Here is an 18,613-nt window from a genome sequence, read left to right as displayed (position 1 = left end):
GGTTGCGATCCGAATGCTTCGAAGCGGATACGCTCATCGGCGACGTTCAGTGCGCGCAGCCCCTTGTAGAAATCACGCATGAACGAGATGCCACGCCGTGCCGCTTCACGCTGATACGGTAGCGGCGGCGGTCGGCGTGCCCCGACAATGTGCAACTCCACACCAGCGGCGCGGCGTGGCCCGGCACGGCAACCCATTAGCGCTGGTCGATGCACTGCGGCAGCGCGCGTAGCGTGGCAACGGCAGCCGCACGGCCGGCTTGCCTGCCCTCGCGCGCGATGGTCGGGACGCCGATCACGGATCGTCCCTGTGCTCACGTTTTACGCCGCCATCAGGCGGCCTGCGGGAAATCCGGAGGCGGTCCGTCGAATGGGCGCCGCTCGACCAGGTGGACTGCGTAGTCCATCGCCTGCGCTTCGGCATCCTCACGCGCGGCCCAGCGCCTTAGACGCTGCGGCATGTGCCAGTCAACGCAGACCTCGCCTTCACACGCGATCTGCACGAACGCAGCATAGCCGCCCGCCGAAGTTGCGTCCGCCTCTGGCCAGCCGTGGCCGTCATGCACAAGGACCGTTCTGATACCAATTTCGGCGGCGCCAACGGCTAAGCGAGCGTGGCGCCCCTGTCCCATTCGCCGCTGTGGTGAAAGGCATCGGTGCCGCATGCTTTGTCAATCACTTTGCGCTAGCGCCTGCGTATGTGCGAGATCCACCGTCGGATCGTGGTTCGCATCGCGGTGACCTGTGCATCGAGCAAGCGACCAGCGCGTTCCCGAAGCGATCGTAGAACGTCGAGAACGGAGGCAGTCGTGCGGTTCAGATGCTCGAACAGATTGGAGTACGGGCGTGGGTGAAGGTCGCTCATTGTCTTCTCCTTATAGGCAGCAAGGAAGAGAACGGGCTTGCGCGCTCCAGTTCGCCTGCCATGCTGCGGGGCAAACAAATCGAAACACGCAGTGTGCAATTAGTGGATGATTCAGCACACTGCCTGAGCTGGATATAAATTAGTTTAACTCACTAAAAAATTCAAGTTCTTCAATGCTGCCGATGCCTTGGTACTGCCGAGGTAAGGCGTCAGCCGCACCGCCGCGTAAAGACAGATCGCAACGCGCGCCACACGGGAAATCGTCAGACTTTTAGGCGTCTGAATCCGCGTGACCAGACACTGGCACACCCCGTAGTTAGGGGTAGCCTATCGGGGCTGTGCCAGCAGACCGTTGTTCCGCTTGCGAGCCTGCCGTGTCACTGGATTGGCGGCGCCGTACCGAGCTTTTCGGCGAGCATCCTCTCATACACGCCAAAGTGCAAATCCACTTCGGACTGTTCCACCGTCGTGACGATCAGGTTGATGTGGTCCGATGGGAGCCCAAGCACGCCAGCGATAAAAGTTTCGAGTTGTGGCGCACATGCCTTGTCCTTTGCCACTGTTGTGCCAATCGTGACTTCGTAAATCTTCTCCTGGCGGCAGACAACTTCTACGAGGCGCGCGCGGGCGCTCATGTTGCTGTCGACCGCAATGCGTACGACCTCCACCGCCTTGCGCATGGCTTCCGTCGGGAAGCCCTTCGTCGAGCGCAGCCGCACGCGGTGCGGGCCCAGCGTCAACCAATCTGTATCGAATTCCATGACCTCCTCCTGTGGTCAAACGGCCTCGTTCGCGATAATAGGACCGGCCTCAAAAATTTCAAGCGTGCCCCTGCACTCTTCCCTTGAAAAATCTGCCGCAGAGCCTATCTTAGGTTTCGCTCAGGCAGACGTGCGGTGCTCACAGGATCGTACGCTGCGTGTTTCGATTTATTTGCCAGACGCTGGCAGGCGAACCGGAGCGCGTAGGCTGGTTCACCTCCATGCGTCACTTGAGGAGAACTACATCATGAGCGATCTTTACTCTGGCACTGACCTCTTCAGCGAGTTCGACCGGCTGCAGCGGCAGATGGCAAACTTCTTCGGTACTTTCCCCTCCAGTCTTCGGGCAAGCCGCCTCGGCTCGCTCCCGCCTGTAAACATTGGCGCCACCGACGACTCGATTCACATCGTCGCGTTTGCACCCGGCGTCAATGCGGCCGAACTCGACATATCGATCGATAAAGGGCTGCTGACCATCAGCGGTGAGCGCAAGCCAGCGCGACCGGATACCGGCGAGGATGGCCGGGTCTATGCGCAGGAGCGCTTCACTGGCCCGTTCCGGCGGGTCATCGAGCTGCCGGAGAACGCAGACCCCGACAAGGTTGAGGCGCGCTACGAGAATGGCTGCCTGTCGATCGCTATCGGCAAGCGCGAATCGTCGAAGCCTCGCGCGATCACCGTCCAGTAATTCCAGGAGGCGAAAATGAGCGATACCACTGAACTGAGCAAGCGCGAACCGTCCGCGGTGACGCGCAGCGAAAGCGGGTCGTCCGCGCGGCGGATGACGATCACTCCCGCTGTCGATATCTACGAGGACACCCAGGGCGTCACGTTGTGGGCGGACCTGCCGGGAGTCACCAAAGAGAAGCTCGATGTGCGGGTTCATGACGGCAATCTCGCCATCGAGGCAGAGGCGGTCGTGCCGACACCGGCAAATCTGCGGCTGCAGCATGCCGAGATCCGTGAGCCACGCTTTGCGCGAACCTTCACGCTCTCCCCGGACTTCGATACGTCCAAGATCGAGGCGAGCCTGAAGGACGGCGTACTGAAGCTCACGATCCCGCGCCGCGACGAAGCGCGTCCGCGGCGGATCGAAGTGCGTACGGGCTGAAGCCAGCGCGTCGGCGGCAACGCCAGGCAGCACGCGAGGTGGCGGCGGCCTGGCTGCCACCCTCCGACAGCGCAGGCCCGGGTCCTGATCGCGCCGTGACGCAGGAACGCAATCCTGTTCGCTCTGACAGATCACAGAGGAGGAAACGATGAACAGCGATCCGAAGAAGTGGAACCCCTTCAAGTTCCTTCGCGGGACTCTGCGAAAAACCGATGCGGACAACCCGGAGAGCACGCCCGCCGGCGAACAGTGGCGCAGCGCATGGCCCGACATTCCGCGACTGTTCTCCCGCGAGCCGTGGCGCGCAGTGGAAGAGTTCTTTCACGACCCGTTTGCTGGCCGCGGCGCGCTCGAACGATGGTTCGGCGACTTCAGTTCATCGCGCTTCCAGCCGCGCATCGACGTTGTCGACGAGGGACCGGTGCTGCGCGTCACCGCAGAACTGCCCGGGATGGAGCGCGAAGACGTGAGGGCAAGCGTCGAGGACGGCGCGATCGTGCTGCGCGGTGAGAAAAAGCAGGACGTGCACAGTGAGGAAAACGGCTGCTATCGGCTGGAGCGTGCTCATGGACGCTTCGTACGCACGATCCCGATGCCGGAATACGCCGATCCCGGTCGCGCGCTTGCGAAATTCGACAACGGCGTGCTCACGTTGACCGTGCCGAAAACGGAGCCGGCACCGTCCACGAGTCGCACGATCGATATCAGTTAGGGCGAGCGTCCAAAGCGCTATAACGGCGAAAAGGAGAGGATTGGGTCGTTAGCTCAGCTGGTAGAGCAGCGGACTTTTAATCCGTTGGTCACTGGTTCGAATCCAGTACGACCCACATGCCATGAAGCAAATGCACCGGGCAGCCTCGCTGACCGGTGCGGAGCGGAGCGGAGCCGAAGGAGGTTAATACTCCAGTTCCGGCGCGCTAGCCTGCGCCGGCTTTTCGTCCTTCGGCGCTTCAGCCACCGTTGCATCCGTCGTCAGGATCAGTCCGGCAATCGACGCGGCGTTCTGCTCCACTGCCGCGCGGGTCGCGTGCAGCGCGTCATCGACGCCGTCTTTCTTTTCCTTCATCTCGACCTCGGTCGCCGCCCCGACCTTGATCACGGCCACGCCGCCTGCGAGCTTTGCAACGCGCTCCTGCAGTTTCTCCCGATCGTGGTCACTAGTCGCTTCCTCGATCTGCGCACGTATCGACTTCACGCGTGCCTCGATGCGCTTTTCGTCGCCTGCGCCGTCGATGATGATCGTGTCGCCCTTGCGAACTTCCACGCGCTTGGCGCGCCCCAAGTCCTCGAGTGTTGCGTTCTGAAGTTGCTTGCCCATTTCTTCCGAGATCACAGTCGCGCCGGTGAGCACGGCGATGTCCTCGAGCATGGCCTTGCGGCGATCGCCGAAGCCGGGGGCCTTGCCGGTCGGCGAAATTCGTGACGGCGCTGCCAGCACGCGCATGTGCCACCGTCTCGATCTGCATCATCAGCACGCTGCGCGACCAGCCGTGCTCGAGCGATTTTTCTGCGTACCAGAGCCGCTGGGCGCCGTCGTCGAGCTTGTCGAGCAGCGTGACGACGTGCGACCACGGAATTTTGCGTAACGGGCTTTTGCACAAGTTCCGGCTGCGGAAAAGCTTGCGCCAGCGCGCGCATGTATTTCAGGTTGCGCGAGGAGAATCCGCGCATGTCGGGAAAGGCACAAGGGTCTGGTCGCCCACTGCACTCGATTTCGCATAACTGCCCTAATCGCCCTGCTTCACCTCCGCCGTGACGGCGCGATCGAGCGCGGCCTCCAGCGTGCGCCGTTTCCACGCCGACGTGCCCTCTGCACGACGCCGCCTGCGCATGCCCCGCGTGCAGACATAGAACGAGACCGGCGTAAACATCAACCCAAGTATTGTTGCGACGATCATGCCACCGAACACACCCGTGCCAATCGAGTGGCGGCTTTCAGCGCCACCGCCCGTCGAGAACACAAGCGGCACGACACCGACTAGAAATGCCGCCGATGTCATGACGATCGGTCGAAAGCGCATCGTGCACGCCTCGACGATCGCATCGGCGAGACCCTCTCCGCGCGCATGCAGATCGCGCGCGAACTGCACGATCAGAATCGCATTCTTGCCCGCGAGGCCGATGACCGTCACCACGCCGATCTTGAAGTAGATATCGTTCGGCAAGCCGCGCAAGAACATCGCTGCAACCGCGCCGATGATGCCGAGCGGCACGACAACCAGCACCGACAACGGAATCGTCCAGCTTTCGTAAAGCGCCGCGAGCGCCATGAACACGGCGAGAAGCGACAACGCCAGCAACTGCGGCGTTTGTTGCGCCGCCTGCGTCTCGGCGAGTGACACGTCGGCCCACTCGAACCCGATACCTTCGGGCAACTGGGCCGCGAGCCGCTCCATTTCGGCCATCGCGGCACCGGAGCTGTAACCGTTCGCGGCGCGGCCCGTCACGTCGAGCGCCGGGTAGCCGTTATAACGCGTCAGGACGCTCGGCCCGCGCGCCCAGCGCAGCGACGCGAAAGCCGAGAACGGCACCATCTTGCCCGCCTGGTTGCGCACCGTGAGCGCGAGCAGATCGGTGTCCGTCATCCGGGTCGCAGCATCGCCGCCGACGAGCACGCGCAGCATGCGTCCCCCCGCTGGGTAATCGGCGATGTACGACGTGCCAAACGTCGCGCCGAGTACGTTGGCGATGGCATCGAACGACACGTCCATCGCATAGGCCTTCATGCGGTCGACCTCGACGGTTACGCGCGGCGCGTCAGGCAGCGTCTCCGAGTGCACGTCGGCCAGCATGCGGCTTTGCTTCGCGAGTTCGATCAGGCGCTCGCGCGCCGCGTCCAGCACCTCCTTGCCCACGCCGCCGCGATCTTCGAGATGGAACGTAAAACCGTCGGCGTGGCCGAGCCCGGGCACCGATGGCGGCAACTGCGCGAACACTTCGCCGTCGAGGATCCTGGCGAATTCGCGGTTCAGTCTTTCGCGCAATGTCACTGCATTGACATTGCGTCGTTCCCAGTCTTTCAGCGACACGAAGGCCATGCCGACGTTCTGCCCGCTGCCCGCGAAACTCCAGCCGATCACCGAGGTCACGTTTTCGACGGCGGGCTCCTTGTGCAGGATCGATTCAACCTGGCGCAGCACCGCGAAGGTCCGCTCCTGCGAAGCACCGGACGGCAGCTGCACCATCACCTGAAGCTGCCCCTGGTCTTCCGTCGGCAAGAAGCCCCCGGGCATCGCCGCGTAGAGCAGCGCCGCCGCACTGATCAGCGCGAGATGCACGGCGAAGGCCAGCTTCGAGCGCCCGAGCAATCGCGCCACCCAGACGCCGTAACGACGCGTCGCCCCATCGAAGCCCGAGGAGAACTTCGCAAGCCAGCGCGCGGCGACACCGCCGCGCAAAGCGTTATGGTCCCGCGGCGGCTCGAGGAGATTCGCGCAGAGTGCAGGTGCGAGCGAAAGCGCCATGAACGCCGAGACCAGAATCGCCGAGATCATCGCGATCGAGAACTGCCGGTAGATTCCGCCCACGCCGCCGCTGAAAAACGCCATCGGCAGGAAGACGGCAATGAGCACGGCCGTCACGCCGCCGATTGCGCCGCCGATCTGCCGCATCGCCTTGCGCGTCGCTTCGCGCGGCGCCAGTCCCTCCTCGTGCATGATCCGTTCGACGTTTTCCACGACGACGATCGCGTCATCGACGAGAATGCCGATCGCAAGCACGAGCCCGAATAACGTGAAGACGTTGATCGAGAGGCCGAACGCGTGCATGGCGAGGAACGAGCCCAGCAGCGTGACGGGAATCACGACGGTCGGCACGAGCGCGTAGCGCAGTTCGCGCAGGAACAGCCACATCACGCAGAAGACGAGGACGATCGCCTCGCAGAGCGTCAGGACGACCTCCTTGATGGCAATCTTGACGAAGTGCGCGCCGTCGTAGGGAATCCGCACGTCGATGCCCGCTGGCAAGGTCTTCGACAATGCGTCGATGCGCGCGCGGATCGCGTTGGATGTGGCGAGCGCGTTGCCGAGCGGCCCGAGCTGGATGCCGACGGTCGCGGCCGAATGGCCGTTCAGGCGTGACCAGAAGGTATAGCTGTCGCGCCCAACCTCGACGCGGGCCACGTCGCCAAGCCGCACCACGCCCCCGCCCGGCTGCGCCTTCAGCACGACCGCGGCAAACTCGGCCGGTGTGCGCAACTGCCCATGCACGTTGACGGACGCGGTCAGCGCCTGCCCGGCCGTGGCTGGCGCATCGCCGATCGCGCCCGCCGTGACGCTCGAACTCTGCGCACGGACCGCGGCGCTGACGTCGGCGGGCGACAGGCTGTATTCGCGCAGCTTCACCGGATCGAGCCAGATACGCATCGCTTCGTCAGCGTCCCACAGTTCAGCCGAGCCGACGCCTGGCGTGCGTTTCAGTTCGCGCAGCAGATAACGGTTCAGATAGTCGCTCAATGTCGTGGAATCGCGTGTGCCGTCGGTCGACACCAGCGTGACGAGCATGAGGAACGTGTTCGCCGCGTTGAAGACACTGATGCCCTGCTGCACGACCTGCTGCGGCAAACGCGGTTCGACTTGCTTCAGGCGGTTCTGCACGTCGACCATGGCCAGGTCGGGATTCGTGCCGGGCGTGAACATGACATCGATCTCGAGCTCGCCGAGCGCGTCGCTCGTCGTCTCGTAGTGCGAAAGCCCGTCTGCGCCGTCGAGGCTCTGCTCGATCAGGCTCGCGACGTCGCTGTCGATCTGCTCGGCTGTCGCGCCGGGGTAAGTCGCGGAGATGACGACGCGCGGCGGCGCAAGGCGCGGATACTGCGAGACTGGCAACTGCGTGATGGCAAGCGCACCGGCCACCATCACGGCGAACGCGATCACCCACGCGAAAACCGGTCTGTCGATGAAGAAGAAGGGCACCTGTGGGGTCCTGGGTCAGAGGGCTGCCGTGGAATCCGTGGGCACTTGCGCCGGACCGAATTCGGGCGCGCTGGCGATGCGCGCCATATGGAAGACGTCGTGCAGCGCACCGTCGCGTACAGCGTCGGCCCGGGCGCGCGCTTCCATCACGAAGCCGAACTTCTGGTACAGCGCGATCGCCGGGGCATTGTCCGCGAATACGCTGAGCTCGATGCGGCGCAGGCCGAGCGCATTGTCGGCGGCTTCGAGTAGCGCACCGAGTAGCAGCGAGCCCACGCCGCAGCCGTGATACGCGTCGTGCACCGCGATGCCAAGCGAAGCGCTGTGCGCGCGCCGCCCCGTGTGCACCATGAGTCCAGCCTGTCCGATCAAACGCCCTTCACATTCGGCGAGGACTATCATCGAATTCGCTGCGAGATTCTCGAGCCAGTCGCGCAGCGATGCGGCGGTGCGATAACCGGGCGAAAGAATGCCGGGCCGCACACGAGGCAGGTTCATGAGCGCGGCGATCGCCTCGCAATCATCGAGTTCGGCAGGGCGTAGACGCACCGTCTTCGCGAACGCGACGTGGGCCGCCACGGCTTCACCATGGTGATTCATCGAGCGTCACTCCGTAATGTGAGGCAGTGGCGCGCTCAGGCGCCCCATCAGATACGCATCGACAAGGACGCCCTGGCGCAGCATATAGCCACGCAGCCGCCCTTCGATCTCGAAGCCGGACTTGCGATACAGCGCGATGGCGGCATCGTTGTCGACGAACACCTTGAGTTCGAGCCGACGTAGGCCGAGCCAGTTGTCGGCCAGATCGATCACTTCGCCCACGAGGCGTGTGGCCACGCCGCGACGCCGCCGGTCGCCGTGTACGCCGACGCCGATCGCGCCGACGTGAGCCCGACGAGTCCTGCCGACCTCGATCTGGGCGTGGCCGATCAACTGCTCGCCCACCCAGGCGCCGATTTCGATGTGCTGCGGCGGACGCTTCTCGATCCACTCGCGCGTGGATTCCACCGAGCGAAAGGGTGTTTGTGGATCGCCGTGCGACATCGACGGCGCGTAGATCAACGCGTGCAACTGTTTGGCGTCGCGCACGCCAATCGCGCGCAGCGTGAGCGGCTCGCCCTGGTCCGAAGTTGGGTCGGTCGACATCTGTGCCTCCTTGTTGTTTTACGTCGTGCTGCACTTGCGTAATGCGTGACCACCTGGCCTGCGCGCCGCGCTACAACACAAGCTCGAACGACTTCACCAGCGCGCCTGGCAGTTGCATGCCGCCGGCCGCCCGTTGTCCCCACGTAGAGTCCGAGAGCAGCAGTTCCGTACGTGCGCCCAGCGCTTCGAGACGTTCGCCAAAGAGGCCATAGAGGCTGTCGTCGAAGCGCATCGCGTCGACGGGCGCAACGATCTCGCCGTCCTCCACCCAGAAGGTCGCGAAGCGCGTCATGCCGGTCAGTCGACAATTCATGCGGTCCGAGAAGTTCACGTACCACAGGTTGCCGACATAAAGTCCGGTACCGAGGCGTGCGAGCACGTCGTCCTCGACGAGGTCGCCGCCGACCATCGCAAGCGAGGTGGGCAGTTCCTCCGGCAGTGCGCCGTTCGGTTCGAGCCCGCACTCGCGCGCAGAACGCGCGCTCGTTAGCTGGCCAACGCTGCGACCCGCGTCTATCAGTGGCACGCTCTCGCGTAGATAGCCGTCGTCGTTGAAACCGGGTGCGATGCCAAGTTCAAGCGATTCCGCAAACGCCACGCGCGTGTCGAACGCGGACGCGCCGGTGTGGAGCTTGTAGAGTGGACTCATCGAGTTCGCCTGGGCACGCGCCGAAAAGCCATTCGAGGCCATCGATTCGACCAGCTCCGAAAGCGCCGCCGGTGCGAGCCAGGCGCGATAGCCGCCCGGCGTGAGCACGCGCGGCGTACGCAGCAACACGGGCAAGCGCGCCGCCGCCTCGCTCACCTTGCCGGCGAACACGACGTCGTCCCACGCGTCGCCCGCGTAGGTCGTCTTGATCGCGCGCCCGTTGGGCTGATAGAGGGACCAGCTGAAATTGAAATTCTCCACTTCGTACCAGCCGCGGCTACCCGAGGTCGAGGCGAAGCCGCGCAAGACCGTGCCGCCCGCGTAGAAGCCCACGAAATCGAGACCCTGCGCACACTGCGCGACGAGTTCGACGAGCGATTGCGGCTGCGGGAGCCTGCCGCTGCGGTGCGTGCTGCGCGACCACGCCGTGCTATCGAACAGCACATGGGGATCGTCGGGTGCGTCCAGCAGGCTTTCGCGCAGCGCCGCGAGCGCTTTGTCCACGTCACGCACGTCGGTGTGGGTGTCGCCGCTCAGGTCGAGCGTGAAATACGCCTGACGCGCGCCGTTCACGAGCCGCAGTGTCAAGCGCCCCTGCTCCACCTGACCGCTTTGCCGCACCTTGCCCGCGTTGAAGCGGATGAAATCCGACCGCTCGCCCGCAAACGAACTAAGCACGGTCTCGCCGGGTCGGCGCAGGCGCTCAATCGCGCCGGCGAGCATCATGAAGCGCGCGTGCCAGTCGATCGCCTCGACGCCGCGCGGGAAAAGCATCTCGATCATCACGCGCCTCCGAATACTTCGACGTTCGAAAACACGCAAGCGGGCGACGCATGACCCACACGGATCACCTGCGCGGGTTCACCCTTGCCGCACATTGGTGTGCCGTAGATTTCGCGCGTGGATGCATTGCCAACCGCGGCGAGGCTGCGCCAGAAGCTCGCGGAAACGCCACGATAGTTCGGACGCTTGACGACCTGCGTGAGGTTTCCGTTCTCGATCAGCTGGCCGAATTCGCAGCCGAACTGGAACTTGTTGCGATGATCGTCGATGGACCAGGACGTGTTGGTTTTCATAAGGATGCCATGCTCGATGCCCGCGATCAGCACGTCGAGCGACGATTCACCGGGTTCAATGTTGAGGTTCGCCATGCGGTCGATGGGCGGCCGGTTCCAGTTGGATGCGCGCGAGTTCGCCACGCCAGGCAGTCCCGCCCGCTGCTGTGACAGCGCGCCGCCGAGCGGCCGTTCCAGCACGCCGGCACGAATCAGATATTGGCGGCTGGCTGCGCTGCCGTCGTCGTCGAACGCATAGGCGGCAGCCTCTTCGCGCACATCCGGATCGAAGGTCACGTTCAGCAATTCCGAGCCGTACTGGTAGTGACCGAACATCTCCGGCTTCACGAAGCTCCAGCCCGCGAAATTGCGCTCGTCGCCGAGAATGCGGTCGAGTTCGAGTGGGTGGCCAATCGATTCGTGAATTTGCAGCATCATCTGGTCGGGCATCAGCAGCAGGTCGCGGCGGCCGCTGGGACAGTTCGGCGCGGCCAGCAGTTGCAGCGCCTCGTCGGCCACGCGCGCACCCGCGCCGTCAAAGCCGTAGCGCGCGAGGATTTCCATGCCGCCCTGCGCGAGCGTCCCATAGTGGCCCGCGAGCGTTCGCTCCTGGGTGTCGCCATCGCCGTGCGCGACTGCCGAAAGGCTCGGCATGAGAAAGCGCAACTGTTGATCGATGCGCACGCCATCGCTCGTCACGTAAAGCTGATCGCAGTGCGTCACTTGCATGCCGGCCACGCGCTCGACGATGCGCTCGCCCAGGTTTGCAGCCGCGCATTCGTGCGCGAGCCGTTCAAGCCATTCGCGCCGCGACGGCAGAGCGCCCTGTGCATTCGGTGACACATAGCTGCCGCTTTGCGTCGGCCGCGCAATCTCGCGATGGTCGATGAGCGTGTGTGCCGCGCTCGCCTGCGCACGTGCGGTGGCGATGTCGAGCGCGCGTTGCAGGCCGCTTGCCGAAAGATCCGCGGTCGCCGCATAGCCCGCGCCCGCACCGGCCCACGCCGTCACCATCGCGCCGCGCTCGCGTGCGGTGGAAAGCGGCAAGGCCACGTCGTTGCGCACGACGTGCTCGTCCTTGCGTTCGTCCACGAAACGCACCGACCAGAAATCGGCATCGCTGCGCAATGCGCGCGCGGCCGATGTCCAGAGTTCTTCGATCATGCAATGTTCTCCTTGAGCGCTGCGGCGTTCTGCAGAATCGACGCCGCGAGCAACGACTGGGTATAGGGATGCGAAGGTGCGTCGAACACGTCGAGCGCGTCGCCGGCCTCCACGATCCGGCCAGCTTTCATGACGACCACGCGATGCGCCATCGCGCGGATCACGGCGAGATCATGCGTGATGAAAAGGTAGCTGAGCCCATACCTTTTCTGCAAACGCGTCAACAGGCCGAGCACTTGCTGCTGCACCGATACGTCGAGCGCACTCGTCGGCTCGTCGAGCACGATCAGTTCGGGCTCTACGGCAAGCGCGCGGGCAATCGCGATCCGTTGTCTCTGACCGCCCGAGAATTCGTGCGGATAACGCGGCAGCACGTCGGCGGGCAAACCGACCTCCTGGAGCAGCTCGACGATACGCGCCCGGCGTTCCGCCGCATCGAGCCGCGGACGATGAACCCGCAATCCCTCGCCGACGATCTGCTCGATCGTCATGCGCGGCGAAAGCGAGCCAAACGGATCCTGGAACACCACCTGCATGCGCGCGCACAGTGCACGCCAGGCCTTGCTCGACGAGCGGTATTCGCGCAGCGACTTGCCGGCCACCTTGACGTCGCCAGTTGCTGGCCGTTGCAAGCCGAGCACGGTCGATGCGAGCGTCGACTTGCCGGAGCCAGATTCCCCCACGATGCCGAGCGTCTCGCCGCGGCGCAGCGTGAGGTCGACTTCGTGCAGCGCGCGGAACGCCGTCCTGCCGAGCAACGACCGCCAGCCTTTCGCGTTCGTTCGATAGTCGACCGCGAGCCCCTCGATCGACAGCACGTTCTGCGCATCGTCAGGCACGCTCTCGATTGCGCGACGCGGCTCACTGTCGAGCAATCGCTTCGTATAGGGATGCTGCGGATTCGCGAACAGCGCCTCCGTCGTATTCGTTTCGACGAGCACGCCCTTCTCCATGACGGCGACGCGCTGCGCGAACCGCCGCACCAGGTTCAGGTCATGCGTGATCAACAGCACGGCCATGCCGCGCTCTTGCGCCTCCTGCTCCTGCAAGCCGATCAGCAGGTCGACGATTTGTTGGCGCACTGTCACGTCGAGCGCCGTGGTCGGCTCGTCGGCCAGCAGCAGGCGCGGACGGCACGCGAGCGCCATCGCGATCATCGCGCGCTGGCGCTGGCCCCCCGAGAGCTGGTGCGGGTAGCTGTCGATGCGGCGTTCGGGCTCGGGAATGCCCGTACGGCGCAGCAACTCGATGCCGCGCTCGCGCGCCGCGTTCGGGCGCAGCCCCTCGTGCAGCCGCAGGCTCTCCGCGATCTGCTGGCCCACCGTATAGAGCGGATTGAGCGCCGTCATCGGCTCCTGAAACACCATCGCGATATCGGCGCCGCGTACACCGCGCATCTGCTGTTCGCTCTTCGTCAGCAGGTCCTCTCCATTGAAGACGATGCGGCCCGTGTGCGTCGCATCGCGCACGAGGCGCAGGACCGACAGCGCCGTCACGCTCTTGCCCGAGCCCGATTCGCCGACGAGCGCGACACGCTCGCCACGGCCGATCGCAAGGTTGACGTCGAACACGCATTGCCTGTCGCCGAACGAGACGCAGAAATCTTCGATGCTGAGCAGAGGTTTGCAGTTTTCGCTCATTTCCCACCTCCGAACGCCGAGCCGCGGTTGCGGGTATCGAGCGCGTTGCGCAGTGCGTCGCCCATGAACGTCAGGAGCAGCAGCGTGGCGACGAGCGCAGAGAACACCGATACCGAGATCCACCAGGCGTCGAGATTGTTCTTGCCCTCCTGCAACAGTTCGCCGAGGCTCGGGGTAGGCGGCGGAACGCCGAGGCCGAGAAAGTCGAGGCTCGTCAGGGAAAGGATCGCCGCGCTCATGCGAAACGGCAGGAACGTGATGACCGGTGTCAGGCTGTTCGGCAATATGTGACGCCAGATGATCTGCCAGTTCGAGAGTCCCATCGTGCGCGCGGCCTTCACATAATCGAGCGCGCGGTTGCGCAGGAATTCGGCGCGCACGTAGTCGGACAACAGCAGCCAGCCGAACATCGACAGCAGGATGAACAGCAGCCAAAGCGTCGGCTCGAAGATCGACGCGAAGATGATGAGCAGATAGAGGTCCGGCATCGACGACCAGATCTCGATCAGACGCTGCCCGATGAGGTCGGTTCGTCCACCGTAGAAGCCCTGCAGCGCACCCGTCAACACGCCAAAGAACACGCCTGACAAGGTCAGCGCGATCGCCATCAGCACCGACACCCGAAATCCATAGAGCAGCCGCGCGAGCACGTCACGCCCGAACTGATCGGTACCGAGCCAGTTCGCGGCGCTCGGCGGCGCCGGAAACGGCCGCTCGGCGAAATAGTCGATCGTGTCGTAATAGTTGTGGTTCGGCGCGTAGACCGCGAAATTCCCGTTTGCCTCCAGGCGGGAGCGGATATACGGATCGAGATAGTTCGTCTTCGCGGGGAAGTCGCCCCCGAACTGCGTCTCCGGATACTCCTTCAGGATCGGGAAGTAGTAGTGTCCGTCGTAGCGCACGATGAGCGGCTTGTCGTTGGCGATCAGTTCGCCGGCCAGGCTGACGACGAACAGCGCGACGAACACGATCAGGCTCCAGTAGCCGAGCTTCTGGCTTTTGAAGCGCAGCCACGTGCGTCGCCACGGCGAGACTGGCGCGGCCGGCGCCGCGGGCGGCTCAGCGGTCCACGCTGTCGAATTGGATGCGGGGGTCGACGATGACATAGCAGACATCAGCAATGAGTTTGGTTAAAAGGCCGATCAGGGTGAAAAGAAACAGCGAGCCGAGCACCACGGGGTAGTCACGGCGAATCACCGAGTCGTAAGACAGCTGGCCCATGCCGTCGAGCGAGAACAGCGTCTCGATCAGCAGGTTGCCGTTCAGGAACGCGCCGACGAACGCAGCGGGCAGGCCCGTCAACAGCGGAATGGCGGCGTTGCGCAGCACGTGCTTCCACAACACGTCGCGCTCGGGCGCGCCTTTGGCGCGCGCCGTCAGTACATATTGCCGGCCGATCTCTTCGAGAAACGTGTTCTTCGTCAGTATCGTTACGATCGCGAAGTTGCCGACCACGGACGCCGTCACGGGCAGCACCATGTGCCAGACGTAATCGAGCACCTTGCCCACGGCGGACAGATCGGAGAAGTCGTCGGACGTGAGTCCGCGCATCGGAAAAAGCTGCCAGAACGAGCCGCCGCCGAACAGCATCAGCAACAGCACACCGAGCACGAATCCCGGAATCGCGTAACCGACGAGGACGAGTACGCTCGTCACCGCATCGAAGCGCGAGCCGTTGCGCACGGCTTTGGCGATGCCGAGCGGCACTGACACGGCGTATGTCAGCATCACGGTCCAGAGCCCGAGCGAAATGGAGACTGGCAACTTGCTGCGGATGACCTCCCACACGCTCTTGTGCTGGAAGTACGACTGGCCGAGATCGAACGTCGCGTAACTCTTCAAGATCAGCAGGTAACGCGTGTGCGCCGGCTTGTCGAAACCGAATTGCTTCTTGATCTGCTCGATCTGCTGCGGGTCGAGGCCCTGGTTGCCGTGATAGCCGCTGCCGCCGCCACCGCCGTCCGCACCCTGGCGCGACTGGCCGTGACGAAGCTGGGTCACCATCTGCTCCACCGGCCCGCCCGGCACGAACTGGGTCACGACGAAAGTCAGCGTGACGACACCGATGATCGTCGGCACCATCAACAGCAGACGTTTGAGAATGTAGGCGAACATGACGCTCCTCAATGCACTGCGGCGGTTGTCTGCGCCAGCGGTTTGCGATACCAGTAGTTAATGATCCAGTCCTCGTACTGATAGGTGATCGGTGTCACCTTCGGGAACCCGATGGTCGACTTGTAGCCGATCCGCGCGTTCGGCGGGTAGTAGTGCGGCACGAGGTAGTACTCGTTGATCAGTATGCGATCGAGCGCGCGCGTCGCCGTCTCGAGGTCATCGAGCGTGTCGGCAGAGATGGCTGCGTGCACGAGCGTATCCACGGCCTTCGAGCGAATGCCCATGTAGTTTTCCGAACCGACCTCTGATGCAGCAGGGCTCGTGAAACGGCGTATCAGCTCCGGCCCCGGGATCGTGACGGGCGGATAGATGTACGTCGTCATGTCGTAGTCGAAGTTGTCGAGTCGCTTCTGATAAAGCGCACTGTCGAGTTCGCGGAAGTAAGCGTGGATGCCCAGCGTCTGCAGCGCCTGCGTATAGGGGATGATGAGGCGGTCCATGCCCGGCTGGTTATCGATGATCTCGATCGTCATCGGCTTGCCGCTCGGATCGCGCAATGCGCCGTCGCGGTAGTGCCAGCCCGCCTCGGCGAGCAGATCGCGCGCCTGCCGCAGGTTCTGCCGTAGCGAGCCGGGCGGCAGCGTGTTCGGCAGCTTGACCATCGGACCGAACACCTCAGCAGGCAACGATGCGCGGAACGGCTCGAGCAGCTTAGCCTCCTTCTCGCTGGGCATGCCGGTCGCACCGAACGGGCTGTCCTCCCAGAAGCTGTTCAGCCGGCGATACTGCCCGTAGAACATCATCCGGTTCATCCACTCGTAGTCGAATGCGAGCGCGAGCGCATGTCGAACGCGCCGGTCCTGGAATTGAGGCTTGCGCGTGTTGATGATGAAGCCCTGCATTTGCGCGGGGCCCTCTTCGAATTCGCCCTTGTGCAGGAACCCCGACTTGAAGTTCTTGCCGACATATTTGCGCGCCCACTGAGTCGCACTGTATTCGACGCGCACATCCTCGTTGCCGGCCTTGAACGATTCGAGCATCGTGTACTGGTCCACATAGAGCTTGAACGTCACGCGCTCGAAGCGGAACATCCCACGCCGCGCGGGCAGGTTCGCGGCCCAATAGTTCGGGTTGCGGCGATAGGTGATCTGCTTGTCGTTCTTGCGTGACTCGATCAGATAGGCGCCGCTCGCTATCGGCGGATCGACGGAAAGTTGGTCGAACGGCAGGCGCTTGCCATCCTGTTGCATGCCCCACTTCGGCGAAAACACCGGCAGATCACCGGCGATCAACGGATTGGCTCTCGAGTCGTCGACGAAGTCGAAGCGTACCGTCAGACGGTCGATCACCGTCGCGCGCTTGATCTGCACGAACTGCGACGAAATCAACGGGGACGCCTGCGCGCTTTTCAGCGTGTCGAACGAGTACTTGAGGTCCTGTGCAGTGATCGGATCGCCGTTCGAGAAACGCGCCGCCGGATTGATGTGGAACGTCGCCGCGCGTCGGTCGGGCGCGATCAGTACATCGTCCGCGATCAGCGGATATTCGGAAGCCGGTTCGTCCCAGCTGCGTTGCATCAGCGTATCGAACATCAGGTTACGGATATCCGGCGCGGGCATTCCTCGAACGATGAACGGATTCGTCGAATCGTAGCTCTGGTTGTCGTTGTAGTTCTGAAAAGTCAATTCGCCGGTCGTCGGCGCATCGGGATTCGCGTAATCGAAATGCGTGAAATCCGTTGGGTATTTTGGTTCGCCGAATTGCGCAATCGCCGGTTTGGCGTCGGCCGGCGCCGCGATGGTCGCGCCGGTCGTCGCGACCATCGCGGCGATCAGGGGCGTGACTATCGGCGCAAGCGGCGCAAGCCGGCCCAACGAGCGGAACGTCAGAAGTTTCATTGTCACTGTGCGTGTGCGCACGCCGGACGGAAGCCGGCGTGCCATTGATCGGATCGGAGCGCAAGGCCGGGCGCGAGCGCGGCCGCGTGGCCTACTTCGACGCCGTGAGCATCCACAGGCGGCTGAGATCGGCGGAGCCATCGGTGCCCTTGACCGCCCGGAACGCCTGAATCGCACGCGGCTTCTGTCCTGCCACGTAGTAGGCGATGCCCAGATGCAGTTGCGCCTGATCGGGATGGTCGAGGCCGCGCTTCGCGATCGCCGACTCCATCATCGCGAGCCCGTCCTTCGCGTGACCAGCAAACACGAGGTTGAACCCCTGGTCGACCGGCGCGACGGGATTCTCCGCATCGCTGCCCGCCTGCGCGCGCTTCGCCGCGAGCGCCTGCAGGCGCTTTTCACGCTCGGCCTGTGCACCCTTGCCGAGCACGCCCGAGGCGAAACCCTGATCGATGATCTGTTTCGCTTCGGCCGGCGTACCCGCGACGAGCGAAAGCTGCGTCATCTCCATGTAGTCGTCCACCGAGCCGAACGCGCCGTTGGCGCGGCCCAACCGGTACACGTCCACGTCAAGCTTTGACGAGTAGCCCGGCTTTGCACGAATCGCCGAGAACAGGTTGTCCCAGTACGCCTGCTTCGGGTGGTAAGCGACGAGATCCTCGAGTGCGGCGCGGTAGGTCGCCTCGTCCTTGCTGCGCTGCGCACAGGTACTCAATAGCTGCAATTGCGACTCGTCAGGCGCGCGGTTGGCGCGCACTTGCGCGTCGATCGTCGGCTTCAGCGCACCGACCACGCTCGAGCAATCGTTTGACAGGTAGTACGACTGTACGAGCAGCTCCGTCATCTGCGGATCGCTGCCTCCCGCCTTCTGGTAACGCCGTGCCGTTACAATCGCGCGCGCATAGTCGTGCTGCTGGAAGTAAATGCCAGCCAGCGTCGCGCTCACGCGTTGTTCGTCGTCGCCCTTCAGTTGCCCGGTGCCGAGCAGCGTCTGATAGGCCTGGGCGGCCGCACCCGCCTCGCCGTCCGCCATCAACGTCGCGCCGCGCATTTCCTCGACCATGTAGATCTCGTACGGCGTCTTGTTCGGCACCGCCGCGGCTTGCGCGATCCTGGCAAGCGCGTCCTTGTACTTATGCGCCCGATAGAGATCCTGGGCCGCGCTGAGCGGCTTGCCGACGTCGGGACGCAGCGTGTCGGCCACGGCTGGCAGTGCTGCCGCGGCAAAGACCACGCCGACGACGGCCGACGACAACGCTAGCTTGACCCGTCGATTGACTATTCTCATCACACCGTC

General features: G+C 63.8%; 15 protein-coding genes, 1 tRNA gene and 2 pseudogenes. 4 read left to right on the top strand and 14 right to left on the bottom strand.

Going from position 1 to position 18,613, the window contains the following annotated elements:
• Window positions 1-331 precede the first annotated feature (331 nt).
• Together G5S42_RS32235 and G5S42_RS32230 are read right to left on the bottom strand one after the other, a co-directional pair.
• Window positions 332-565: a hypothetical protein gene (locus tag G5S42_RS32235; RefSeq protein WP_312883659.1), complete on the bottom strand. Its 234-nt coding sequence runs from the start codon at window positions 563-565 to the stop codon at window positions 332-334.
• Between the two features lie 676 nt (window positions 566-1,241).
• Window positions 1,242-1,625: a hypothetical protein gene (locus tag G5S42_RS32230; RefSeq protein ID WP_013093386.1), complete on the bottom strand. Its 384-nt coding sequence runs from the start codon at window positions 1,623-1,625 to the stop codon at window positions 1,242-1,244.
• 247 nt (window positions 1,626-1,872) lie between these two features.
• Between G5S42_RS32230 and G5S42_RS32225 the strand changes: the two genes are divergently transcribed.
• The 4 genes from G5S42_RS32225 to G5S42_RS32210 all read left to right on the top strand — a co-directional run bounded on the left by G5S42_RS32225 (window position 1,873) and on the right by G5S42_RS32210 (window position 3,563).
• Entirely contained in the window at window positions 1,873-2,313 is a 441-nt protein-coding gene (locus G5S42_RS32225; RefSeq protein WP_176110856.1) for an Hsp20/alpha crystallin family protein, read from the top strand.
• A 15-nt stretch (window positions 2,314-2,328) separates the two neighbouring features.
• On the top strand, window positions 2,329-2,736 hold the full coding sequence (locus tag G5S42_RS32220) for an Hsp20/alpha crystallin family protein (protein WP_176110855.1): 408 nt from the start codon (window positions 2,329-2,331) through the stop codon (window positions 2,734-2,736).
• A gap of 148 nt (window positions 2,737-2,884) precedes the next feature.
• Window positions 2,885-3,448, top strand: coding sequence for an Hsp20/alpha crystallin family protein (locus G5S42_RS32215; protein WP_176110854.1), 564 nt, complete (start codon window positions 2,885-2,887; stop codon window positions 3,446-3,448).
• Window positions 3,449-3,490: 42 nt separating this feature from the next.
• Window positions 3,491-3,563, top strand: a tRNA-Lys gene (locus tag G5S42_RS32210).
• A 68-nt stretch (window positions 3,564-3,631) separates the two neighbouring features.
• On the opposite strand, the pseudogene G5S42_RS32205 reads toward G5S42_RS32210, so the two are convergent.
• From G5S42_RS32205 to G5S42_RS32150, 12 genes and pseudogenes are all read right to left on the bottom strand, one after another.
• A pseudogene (locus tag G5S42_RS32205) lies at window positions 3,632-4,138 on the bottom strand (TCP-1/cpn60 chaperonin family protein); the annotation flags it as partial.
• A gap of 94 nt (window positions 4,139-4,232) precedes the next feature.
• Window positions 4,233-4,337: pseudogene (locus tag G5S42_RS44550) on the bottom strand (PDDEXK nuclease domain-containing protein); the annotation flags it as partial.
• A gap of 126 nt (window positions 4,338-4,463) precedes the next feature.
• Window positions 4,464-7,649: a multidrug efflux RND transporter permease subunit gene (locus G5S42_RS32195; protein WP_176110853.1), complete on the bottom strand. Its 3,186-nt coding sequence runs from the start codon at window positions 7,647-7,649 to the stop codon at window positions 4,464-4,466.
• Between the two features lie 15 nt (window positions 7,650-7,664).
• Window positions 7,665-8,249, bottom strand: a complete 585-nt coding sequence (locus G5S42_RS32190; RefSeq protein WP_176110852.1) for a GNAT family N-acetyltransferase — start codon at window positions 8,247-8,249, stop codon at window positions 7,665-7,667.
• Between the two features lie 6 nt (window positions 8,250-8,255).
• Entirely contained in the window at window positions 8,256-8,795 is a 540-nt protein-coding gene (locus tag G5S42_RS32185; RefSeq protein ID WP_176110851.1) for a GNAT family N-acetyltransferase, read from the bottom strand.
• Between the two features lie 70 nt (window positions 8,796-8,865).
• A complete protein-coding gene (locus G5S42_RS32180) occupies window positions 8,866-10,227 on the bottom strand; it encodes a TldD/PmbA family protein (RefSeq protein WP_176110850.1) in 1,362 nt (453 codons plus the stop codon).
• Window positions 10,227-11,663, bottom strand: coding sequence for a TldD/PmbA family protein (locus G5S42_RS32175; RefSeq protein WP_176110849.1), 1,437 nt, complete (start codon window positions 11,661-11,663; stop codon window positions 10,227-10,229). The genes G5S42_RS32180 and G5S42_RS32175 overlap by 1 nt, the downstream gene beginning before the upstream one ends.
• Window positions 11,660-13,303 (bottom strand): ABC transporter ATP-binding protein, encoded by a 1,644-nt coding sequence (locus tag G5S42_RS32170; RefSeq protein ID WP_176110848.1) that lies wholly within the window; start codon window positions 13,301-13,303, stop codon window positions 11,660-11,662. Before G5S42_RS32170 ends, G5S42_RS32175 begins: the two co-directional genes overlap by 4 nt.
• Complete coding sequence (locus G5S42_RS32165; protein WP_176110847.1) at window positions 13,300-14,409, bottom strand: ABC transporter permease; 1,110 nt, start codon at window positions 14,407-14,409, stop codon at window positions 13,300-13,302. The genes G5S42_RS32170 and G5S42_RS32165 overlap by 4 nt, the downstream gene beginning before the upstream one ends.
• Window positions 14,363-15,418: a microcin C ABC transporter permease YejB gene (locus G5S42_RS32160; RefSeq protein WP_176110846.1), complete on the bottom strand. Its 1,056-nt coding sequence runs from the start codon at window positions 15,416-15,418 to the stop codon at window positions 14,363-14,365. Before G5S42_RS32160 ends, G5S42_RS32165 begins: the two co-directional genes overlap by 47 nt.
• A gap of 8 nt (window positions 15,419-15,426) precedes the next feature.
• A complete protein-coding gene (locus G5S42_RS32155) occupies window positions 15,427-17,241 on the bottom strand; it encodes an extracellular solute-binding protein (RefSeq protein ID WP_246392377.1) in 1,815 nt (604 codons plus the stop codon).
• A gap of 166 nt (window positions 17,242-17,407) precedes the next feature.
• Complete coding sequence (locus G5S42_RS32150; protein WP_176110844.1) at window positions 17,408-18,604, bottom strand: tetratricopeptide repeat protein; 1,197 nt, start codon at window positions 18,602-18,604, stop codon at window positions 17,408-17,410.
• Window positions 18,605-18,613 lie beyond the last annotated feature (9 nt).

The organism is Paraburkholderia youngii, assembly GCF_013366925.1.
Lineage (GTDB): Bacteria > Pseudomonadota > Gammaproteobacteria > Burkholderiales > Burkholderiaceae > Paraburkholderia > Paraburkholderia youngii.
Note: the sequence above shows the minus strand (reverse complement) of the source record. Positions and strands in the feature narration are given on the sequence as shown.